This window comes from uncultured Campylobacter sp., from assembly GCF_938018145.1.
GTDB lineage: Bacteria > Campylobacterota > Campylobacteria > Campylobacterales > Campylobacteraceae > Campylobacter_A.
This window is the reverse complement of record NZ_CALIII010000375.1, coordinates 1-9,303: the sequence shown is the minus strand read 5'-3', so window position 1 is coordinate 9,303 and position 9,303 is coordinate 1. Positions and strand designations below refer to the sequence as shown.

The following is a 9,303-nucleotide window of genomic DNA, read 5'->3' as shown; positions in this document are numbered from 1 at the left end:
AGAGCTACGATCTTTTCATCGGCGAGGTCGTCGCGGCGTATGCGGACGAGCGGATATTTGACGGCGGGCACTGGCTGTTTGAAAAGATCCCTGACGAGCTAAAAACGCTCCACTACGTCGCCGGCGGTCGGTATTATCTTGACGGCAAAGCGGTAGATACCAAGCGCACGCCCATAAGCGGCGAGTAAGTGCCTCGCAAAATGCTGGCAAATTTGTAAATTTAAGACGAGTGCACGCGTAAATACGCGGCGAGCTTGGGTAAATTTCAAGCTAAAGAATCTAAAAAAGGATAGAAAATGAAAAAATATATCGTCATCACCGGCGCAAGTTCGGGTATCGGAGCGGCTACGGCAAAGGCGTTTGCGAGGCGCGGAGAAAATTTGATCCTAATCGCGCGCAGAGCGGAGCTTCTGCAAAGCTTAAAGGACGAGATCGCTAAAATTTCGCCTGAACCAGACGTCGTGATTAAAATTTGCGACCTTGCGCGCAGCGAGAACGTCCTAGCGCTTTGGGACGAGCTAAAAAGCTACGAGCTAAAGGCGCTCATAAATAACGCTGGTTTTGGAGATTACGGTGCGGTCGGCGAGCGCGATCTATCCAAAATCTCGCAGATGCTACAGCTCAACATTATCTCGCTTACGCTACTAAGCCACCTCTTCGTGCGCGATTACAAGCATAAGCCCGCCCAGCTCATCAATATCTCCTCCGCTGGCGGCTACAGCATGGTGCCAAACGCCGTCACCTACTGCGCGAGCAAGTTTTTCGTAAGCGCCTTTACCGAGGGCTTGCACCGAGAGCTGGCGCAGGATAAAGAGGCCAAAATGCAGGCTAAAGTTCTAGCGCCCGCCGCGACTAGGACGGAGTTCGGTCCCATGGCGACGGATGACGCGGGCTACGACTACGACGCGGCCTTTAAACGCTATCACTCAAGCGAGGAGATGGCGGAATTTCTGCTCGCGCTTTACGATAGCGACGCGTGCGTGGGCGCGGTGGATCGAAACAACTTCGAGTTTAGCCTGCAAGCTGCGCGATTTGACTACGCGGGCAAACGCTAAATTTATGCATTATGCGTCGCGCGACGAAGCGTAAAATTTGAGTAACGTAATATAAGAGCTAAATTTGACCTCAAAGCGCATTGAAATTTAAAGAAATTTAAGGAACGAAAATGGGTAAAACGGCTTTGGTCGTGGGTGCTACGGGAGCGGTCGGACGCGAGATCGTGCGTGGGCTTTGCGAAAATGAAAACTACGACAAAATCATCGTTTGGGCGCGCAGGGAGCTAAAATTTAGCCACGAAAAGTTAGAGACGCAGATCGTAAATTTTAGCGACGTAAAAAACATGCCGCCGCGCGAGATAGACGAGATATTTTGCGCGCTGGGCACGACGATGAAGCAAGCCGGCAGTCGCGGGCAGTTTTATAAAGTGGACGTGAGCTACCCCGTAAATATCGCAAAATGGGGCATCGCATCAGGCGCGCGCCGTTTCGCGCTCATTTCGTCGCAGGGTGCGGACGAGCGGTCGAGATTTTTTTATCTGCGCGCAAAGGGCAAGGCGGAGAAAAAGATCGCCGCACTGGGTTTTAAAAGCTTGCAAATCGCGCGACTGCCTGCGATAAAAAGCGAGCGCGAGCAGGTGCGTATGGGCGAGATTTTTACGATTTGGCTGTTTGGGCTTTTGCCCAAATTTATCTTAACGAGCTACCGCCCGATGAGCGCGAAAGATATCGCGGCTGCCGTCATCGCCGCCGCACAGACGGAGGCCAAGGGCGTGCAAATTTATCATCCCAGAGAGTTTATTTAGAAGCAAAAGCGTAAAGGCGATTTTGGCTTTAAGCTTTTAAAAACGCCGAAAATGCGCCTGCTATTTTAAAATAAAAAATCGGCCGAATTTTCAAGGTGCGCGGTTTTATTTAAATTTGATCCTTGAGCGCGGTTTGGCTATTTGCTCGGTCGCGGCCAAAAGCGTCGCTAGGACGACTTTTGCGCCGCAATCCGCCTAACAGGTAGCGCAAGCCTGCATGTAGTTTTGATTTGCTCGCGCAAAAATCAAAACGCCTATTTAAAGACTATGCCAGATGCGGTAAAATCCATTTGCTCCGGTTCTACGTTTAGTAATGATTTAAAAACCAGCCTGCCTACTGCTTTTAGCTCTGCCTCGTGCGCGGGATTTGGATGCTGCTGTAACTCCTGCTGCATCGCCATCAGCAAAAATCCAAGTCCCATAGATATCTGATACGAGTTCATCATCTCCGTAGCTTTTCCTTCAAACAGCTCCGGTTTTTTGCGCAAAAACTCGGCGATCTGCAAAAATGCGGGCTTTACGGCTTCGTCCGGCATCGGATGATTAAAATACGCCGCGTAAGCGCCTCCTAGCAGCGCCACAATGCCGGTCGCCACGTTTTCTTTGGGTATGCCGTATAGCTGCTCGACGCTGCCGTTTAGCTTATCTATACCCTCTACTAGCAAGCGCCGCCCCTCGTCTCGCTGCGCGGCGGGGAAAAGCTGCGCTATCTGCTCTATGCCGTCCATATCCAAAAAATGATCTCCAGCTCGTACCAGCGCGCCCGTATAGAGTATATCAGTCTTGATATCTTTGACATAGGCGGAATCATCGGGCGGATTTAAATTTTTCTTCGCCTCATTCATAGCACGGTTATACGCATCCTGCCGCAACCACTGCTCGTTAAAATCGATATAATCGATAACATAAAGCGCCTGCGCGCCGCTAAAACACATCGCCGCTCCAAGCGCCGCCGCGCCGACTCGAATCTTGCCTAAAATTTTCATAAAACGCCTCCTAATACAAATTCATGCGACGTCGCCGCATTGCCCGCATTATACCTAAAATAACGCGGCTACGATCTTTTTTATTCTGATTGCCTTTATGCCGCCACGCAGATGGAGGCTAAAGGCGTGCAAATTTATCATCCAAGAGATTTTGTGCAAACGCACGGCAAGTAGTCAAATTTCGCGCTTAGGCTCAAATTTGACCCCGCTAGCCGCCTAAATTTGCTAGCCGCTCCGCAGGCAAAATCGGCGCTAAAATTTAATCCCTCGCACGACCTGCGCGCCAAGACCCGTTTGCATATGCCGCAAAAACATCGCGTGATAAAAGTCCCCCTCGTGCCCCGGCGCGTCGTAGGTGGCGACGAGGCTTGCCGGCACTAGGACTTTGCGCCTGATGTTTGCCTCGTTTGCGCTAAGCTTTAGGTGCGAGACTAGCTGATAGACGCATAGATCGGTGCAGTCGCCAAGAACCACGAAGGTGTCGATCTGCGGATTTTGCGCGAGGAATGCGTTAAATTCGGCGCAGTAAGCCGGGCTCAGGGAGTTTTTGCGAAAGATTTTTATCTCGTCAAAAAACGGCAGATCGCGCAGCTGAGGTATCGTCTTTGCGCCCTCTGTGCCTTTGACCGCGTGCGGCGGAAATGCGTCAAATTCCGCGCAGTTTGCCTCGTGGCTATCCTCGAGTAGCACGAGATTTCTCGCGCCCGCCGCGTAAGCCGCGCTAAGAGTTTGCGCTATACCGTCCGCGATCGCGCCCACTCGCGGGCTAGCTAGCGGTCCGGTGCTGCAAAATCCCTCTATCATATCCACGCTGATAAATGCGGTATTTGCCGCGTCGCCCGCTAAAAGTTCGCTAAATTTAATCTCCTTTAGCTCCTCAAACCACACCGCTAAATCCTCTAAAATTTTCGCGTCAAATTTCATTTTCTCTCCTTGTTTTGATTGTTTTTTTGTTCGTTGATCGGCCAGCCGAAGCCAAGCCTTCCGCCGCCCTAAATTTCGCGTTCAAATTTAAACTCCGCCTAGAGTATAAATTTCATCAAATTCACCTGCCTAGCCGCCCGTCTTTGCGGGCAAATTTACGCAAAAGCTCTTTGGCTCAAGCTCGATCTCGATACTGCCGCCGTGAGCTTGGACGATTTGCAGGCACAGGTGCAGGCCTAGGCCGTTGCCCTTTAGCTTGCTCGTTTTAAACGGCTCAAAGACCATGGCTTGGTTTTTGATCGGCACGCCGCTATCGGTCACGGCAAATTTATGCTCGCCCTCGCGCTGCTCGTAGTCCACGCACACCCAGCCGTCATCATCCTCGTTTTCCTCGACCGCATCGATCGCGTTAAACAGCATGTTTTGAAACACCATCGCGAGCAGATCGCGGTCGCCCACGTAGGGCAGGTCGGGGAAATTTAGGCTAAATTTGATCTCCTTGCCGTAGGTGTAGCACTCTATCGCCGCCTCGCACTCGCCTTTTAGCTCGGCTAGGTTAAATTCGCGCGCGTTTATCGTTAGGCCTTTGGTGAAAAGCAAGGTGGCCTTGATGATGCGCTCGACGCGCCAGATCGCCTTTTGCATCTGTTCGACTACGGGGCGAGCGCGCTCGTCAGCCTTTTTTATCAGCGTGGAGGCTAGCAGCGAGATCGAGCCCACGGGGTTGCGTATCTCGTGGGCTAGGTGGGCTGCGACCTGACCCATCGAGGCTAGGCGCTCGGTGCGCTTTTCGGTCGTTATGTCGGTTGCGGAGATGATTTTTTTACCCTCTTTTTGGGCGATTTTGATGAGGTAGATTTGCCCCGCGGCGCTTATCTCGCCTTCATTTTGCGGGATAAATTTTAAAATTTGCCCGAGTTTTAGGGCTTCTGAGTTTTGTAAAAATATCTCGCCCGCCTCGTCTAAAACCCAGATCGCGTTTGGCAAAATTTCCACGATATCTTTGATAAAGCCTTGCAAATTCGCATACGACGCGGTCAGGTTTTTGTACTCGCGCTCTATCAGATAGGTCTGCTCGATCAGGCTTTTTAGCCCGTCTTGGACGCTGGTTTTGTCGATCTGAGTCATAAAAGCTCCTCGAAATTTTCTAAATCAAAAAGTAAAATTCGCTCGTTTTTTAGGCGGCGCACTTCGTTGCTAAAGCCGCTTTTGGAAAATAGCGCGACGGCGTCGGGCACAAAGCCTAGTCGCTCGCATTTTTTAAGGAGTAAATTTACCACGTTTTTGCAAATTTTATGCTCTTTAAATTTAGCTTCTCCGACGATGATACGTCCGTCTAGGCTCAAAAATATGTCTATCTCGATATTTTTCGCCCACAGGCTCCGCACCCGCGCGGGCTCCGTGCCTAGTCTAAACGCCAAAAGCTCGCGGCAAAGCAGCTCAAAGCCAAAGCCCGCGTACGAGTCGAACTCTCGCTTGATAATCTCCATCAGCGCGGCCTTTTCGCCGTTTTTTAAAAGGGCCAAATTTGGCTCGATGAAATAAAACCAAAATCTAGTAAAATTGTCGTTAAAGACCACCTTATCCTGTGCCTTATCGCGCTCGGGCAGCTTTTTGGATTTTTGATATTTGCTTTTTACGCGCGGTTTTTCCAGCGTCTTTTCGATGCTGACTACGCCTAAGTTTATCGCGGCGGCGTAAATTTTTAGGATGAGAGGGCGGGGCAGAAATTTATTTAGAGCGTATTTTTTGCGGTCGTTTTTAGCAAGCTTGCAAAGGGCAAATTTAAGCTCGCTCTCAAAAGGCGCGTCAAAGCTAAATTTGAGCGACAAATCTTCAAATTTATCTAAAATTTCCTTTTCGATCGCCTCGAAAATATCGTAATAATTCGCCTCAAATTTTAGCGCGTCAAAGACTAGATGAAAGTAAATAAGCTGCAAGATATCAAGGTGTTTAAAGCGCGCGTAGCTTGATTTTAAGGCGTAGATTTTTGCTCCTTTTTAGCCCATTTTAGCACAACTTTGGTTATAATCTCTTTTTTTATAAGGAAAAATTTTGGTTAGCATCGACGAAATCAGAAAAAATATTATTTTAAAAAAAGGCGTGCGCTACTTTGACTACACGGCCTCGGGCCTAGCCTACGCGCCAATAGAGCGCAAGATCGCAAAATACCTAAAAACCTACGCCAACACGCACTCAGAAAGCGCCTCAAACGCGCTAAAGACGCAAAAACGCTACGAAAAAGCAAGGCAAAGCCTAAAAGACGCGCTGGGGCTTGACGAGCGATTTTATCTGATCTCAGCTGGCTGCGGCGCGACTGGAGCTATAAAGAAATTTCAAGAGATCATGGGGCTTTACCTGCCGCCTATGAGCGCAAACCGCCTAGGCGAAGAGGCGGTAAAAGGCGCAAATTTGCCCCTCGTCATCGTCTCGCCCTACGAGCACCACTCAAACGAGGTTAGCCTGCGCGAGGGGCTGTGCGAGGTCGTGCGCATACCGCTAAGCAAGAGCGGGGAGATAAATTTCGGCAGGCTCGATCAACTGCTCAAAATCAACTCAAAGCGCGAGATCATCGGCTCTTTTAGCGCGGCCTCAAACGTCACGGGGATAATCAGCGACTACAAAAAAATCTACGTGATGATGAAGCGATACGGCGCGACCGTGGCCTTTGACGCGGCTAGTTTTAGCTCGCACGACAACCTCGACGCCGACTACTTCGACGCGCTATTTCTCTCGCCGCATAAGCTTTTAGGAGGCGTGGGTAGCTGCGGACTGCTCGCGATAAAAAAGGAGCTTGTAAAGTCGGAAAAACCAACCTTCGCCGCGGGCGGGACGGTTAGCTACGTGAGCCGCAGCTCGCATTTTTTTGCGCCTAGCATCGAGCGCACCGAGGAGGGCGGCACCCAGCACGTGATGGGGCTCATAAGAGCCGCGCTAGCATACAGACTGCGAAACGAGGTCGGCCTAGACGTCATAAAAAGCCGCGAGGATGAGCTAACGAAGCTATTTTGCGAGGGGCTAGATAAGATCCCCGAGGTCGTGAGCTACTGCCCGAGCGGAGTGCCGAGGCTGCCGATTTTCGCGTTTAATGTAAAAGGCGTTTCGCCATATGATTTCGCCGCGGCGCTGAGCGAGGACTATGGCGTGCAGACCCGCGCCGGGTGTGCGTGCGCCGGTCCGTACGGACATGACTTGCTCGGGCTAAAAGACGATCAGAAATTTGACCAAAAGCCCGGCTGGGTGCGCGTGAGCCTGCACTACTCGCACACGCCAAAAGACGTCGCCTATCTGCTAAAGGCCATCAAAAAAACTATCAAAAAATTTAAAACCAAAAAGGAAAAGAAATGAATAAAATTTTAGCCGCAGCCCTGTTTGCTCTTTGCGCCGTTTGCGCGCAGGCAAAGCCATTTAGCCCCGAGCAGTACGCAAAAGTACTGCGCGAGTACAACTCCGTCGCGGGCGCGAACAACTACTTTGAAAGCGGTAAATTTAAAGAGGAATTCGAGCTTCGCAAAAAATACTGCGACGAAGGCCTAAGAGACGCGTGCGGCGATCTGGGGCTGCTCTACGTTACTGGTCTAGGCGCGCCAAGAGATAGCAAAAGAGCGGGCGAACTACTAGGGTACGCCGCTAAAAACGGCGAGTTTAAAGCCATATCGCAGTACTACGAAGCCGCACTTAACATAGCTCGCGCGGCGGAAAAATACCCGGACGATAAGGTCACGCAGCACCTAGGAGCCGAGTTTAAAAACTCGCTAGAGCAGTGCAAAGCCTACAAGGGCGACCGCCACGTGTGCTTCCGCGCGCTGGTGATCAGCGGTATGCTACCAAAGGGCGAGGGCGGCCTGGGACTATCGCAGGCTGAGTTTGCCAAGGCGTGGGAGGACATCGTCGTGAGCGACGTCGAGCGCAACGGCATGGACGACTCGAAGGTAAACTCGCTGGCAAAGGAGCTAGAAGGACTAGCGGCGCGCTAAATTTGCGGGCTTTCGCGGCATAAATTTGCTTTTTTCGGCCAGGCGATCCGTCAAATTTGACCGTCCGCGCTTTTGTCTTTTTGCGGACGGCTTCGCGTCTCATGTAAATTTAGATTATTTGGCTCAAATTTGACGCATCGGCGATTGCTAGGCTAAAATTTGGGTCGATTTTTTGGTAAATTTATCGAGCGGTGCATAATTTGCTTTTGCTCAAATTTGACTGCTTTTTACGGGCAAATTTGGCTCGCTTCCGGCGGCATTTTATTTTGCCTGGCGGGCTTTACGGCTATCTTTACGGCGTAAATTTGCTAAATTCTGCTAGCGCTCGAGCAAAACTCGGTCGTCAGGCTTAAAGCCTTTGCTTGCGCTTTTTGCGCACGCGGTTAAATTTATGCACCCGCACGGGTTTTTGTCCTGCTCAAATTTGATGTATTTTTGTGTCCCGCTCAAATTTGCTCGGCGTTAATTTTTACGAATTTACAAAAACTTTGGAGAAAATTTAGATGCGAGATTCGCGCGAGTTTCAGGTCTTAGCGGGCGAGGTAAAAAACGTGAGGTGGAATGCGGCGACGGATGACTGCATTTTTGAGATCGCGGGCGCGAAATTTAACGCCAAAATTTCTAAAGATCGCCTCGTGCCGCGCGAAAACGACCGCCTAGCTATCGCCTACGACGAGCAAAACGAGGTTTGGAATTTTAAAAATTTGACCTCAAACAAGTGGCTCAAAAACTACGCTTGGCGCGCGCATTTTATACTATTTTGGGCGGCGATCTTTGATATCGTTCCGGGTAAAATTCTAGGCGCGATTTTTGCGATACCTATCATTTATTTAAGTAAATATTTGTCCGAATTTGCAGGCATGGCAGCCTTGTTTGCCTTTGTTGTTTGCCTGTTTTTATCGCTGCCTTTTTTGCACATATACTGGAGCGAAAACAAAAGCTTAAGCGGCACGGTCGAGGCGTATCTGGCTTTAAGAAAATTTTTAAATGAGATGGATTTATAAAATGGCGTCAAATTTGAGGAGATTTTTTAAATGAAAACGCAAAACGGTTTAAACCTGCTCGGCGGCCGCGCGGGTTCGCTTGAGTGCGTCTATAAAGACAAAAGCGGATTTGATTATAGCTTTAGCTTGGATGGGCAAATTTTAAACGTTCGCTCGCTGCAAAGTCCGCTCTTGCCGGTAGATGACGGCGATGAGATGCTGGCGGTTTGCGATAAAAAGGGGCGGGTTTTGGGGCTAAAAAACCGCTCTTTAAACTCCGCGGCCTGGTACGCCTACGAGCCTAGCTCCTTTTTTGCGACTCTGTTTTTTGCGCTGTTTTTGTTGTTCGCCGCGGCTACCGTTTGGGCTGTTTTTTTGGGCTTTGGCGGACGGTGGCCGCTTTTTAGCACTTTGCTGCTTGTTTTTGGTTTCGGCTCTCTTGCCTTTGCTTGGTTTAAGTATCACCGCGAGGCGTCTTTGGGCTTACGCGTTAGATCGATGCTAGGCACCGCAAAAGAGACGAAGTCTAGCGGCGAGGCTAACGGCAGGGTGCGCGACCTAAGGATTTTTGAAACGAAAGAGAAGAGCTATTTTAGCGTTACGGTCGGCGATACGTTTTTATGGGGTAGCAG

General features: G+C 50.2%; 11 protein-coding genes and 1 pseudogene. 7 read left to right on the top strand and 5 right to left on the bottom strand.

From position 1 onward, the window contains the following. From Q0338_RS08690 to Q0338_RS08680, 3 genes and pseudogenes are all read left to right on the top strand, one after another. Positions 1–188 (top strand): annotated as a pseudogene (locus tag Q0338_RS08690) (flavin reductase); the annotation flags it as partial. Positions 189–296: 108 nt separating this feature from the next. Further along, complete coding sequence (locus tag Q0338_RS08685; RefSeq protein WP_298086404.1) at positions 297–1,055, top strand: SDR family NAD(P)-dependent oxidoreductase; 759 nt, start codon at positions 297–299, stop codon at positions 1,053–1,055. Positions 1,056–1,165: 110 nt separating this feature from the next. Beyond that, on the top strand, positions 1,166–1,801 hold the full coding sequence (locus Q0338_RS08680) for an NAD-dependent epimerase/dehydratase family protein (protein ID WP_298086403.1): 636 nt from the start codon (positions 1,166–1,168) through the stop codon (positions 1,799–1,801). A gap of 254 nt (positions 1,802–2,055) precedes the next feature. Here Q0338_RS08680 and Q0338_RS08675 read toward each other — a convergent pair whose 3' ends face one another. The 4 genes from Q0338_RS08675 to Q0338_RS08660 form a co-directional block, all read right to left on the bottom strand. Beyond that, entirely contained in the window at positions 2,056–2,787 is a 732-nt protein-coding gene (locus Q0338_RS08675; protein ID WP_298086402.1) for a DUF6683 family protein, read from the bottom strand. Positions 2,788–3,039: 252 nt separating this feature from the next. Further along, positions 3,040–3,711, bottom strand: coding sequence for an isochorismatase family cysteine hydrolase (locus tag Q0338_RS08670; protein ID WP_298086401.1), 672 nt, complete (start codon positions 3,709–3,711; stop codon positions 3,040–3,042). A gap of 129 nt (positions 3,712–3,840) precedes the next feature. Further along, complete coding sequence (locus tag Q0338_RS08665) at positions 3,841–4,839, bottom strand: HAMP domain-containing sensor histidine kinase (protein ID WP_298086400.1); 999 nt, start codon at positions 4,837–4,839, stop codon at positions 3,841–3,843. Next, positions 4,836–5,651 carry a DUF234 domain-containing protein gene (locus Q0338_RS08660; protein ID WP_298086399.1) on the bottom strand — a complete coding sequence of 272 codons (816 nt, stop codon included), beginning with the start codon at positions 5,649–5,651 and terminating at the stop codon, positions 4,836–4,838. Before Q0338_RS08660 ends, Q0338_RS08665 begins: the two co-directional genes overlap by 4 nt. Before the next feature lie 115 nt (positions 5,652–5,766). On the opposite strand from Q0338_RS08660, the gene Q0338_RS08655 reads away from it, so the two are divergent. Then, on the top strand, positions 5,767–7,059 hold the full coding sequence (locus Q0338_RS08655; RefSeq protein WP_298086398.1) for an aminotransferase class V-fold PLP-dependent enzyme: 1,293 nt from the start codon (positions 5,767–5,769) through the stop codon (positions 7,057–7,059). Beyond that, positions 7,056–7,688, top strand: a complete 633-nt coding sequence (locus Q0338_RS08650) for a hypothetical protein (protein ID WP_298086397.1) — start codon at positions 7,056–7,058, stop codon at positions 7,686–7,688. The genes Q0338_RS08655 and Q0338_RS08650 overlap by 4 nt, the downstream gene beginning before the upstream one ends. Before the next feature lie 318 nt (positions 7,689–8,006). Here the strand turns inward: Q0338_RS08650 and Q0338_RS08645 are convergent, their stop codons facing one another. After that, positions 8,007–8,138: a hypothetical protein gene (locus Q0338_RS08645; protein WP_298086396.1), complete on the bottom strand. Its 132-nt coding sequence runs from the start codon at positions 8,136–8,138 to the stop codon at positions 8,007–8,009. Positions 8,139–8,191: 53 nt separating this feature from the next. On the opposite strand from Q0338_RS08645, the gene Q0338_RS08640 reads away from it, so the two are divergent. Continuing rightward, on the top strand, positions 8,192–8,692 hold the full coding sequence (locus Q0338_RS08640; protein ID WP_298086395.1) for a hypothetical protein: 501 nt from the start codon (positions 8,192–8,194) through the stop codon (positions 8,690–8,692). Between the two features lie 30 nt (positions 8,693–8,722). After that, positions 8,723–9,303: hypothetical protein (locus Q0338_RS08635; RefSeq protein WP_298086394.1), on the top strand; the 581-nt coding region annotated here is incomplete at its 3' end.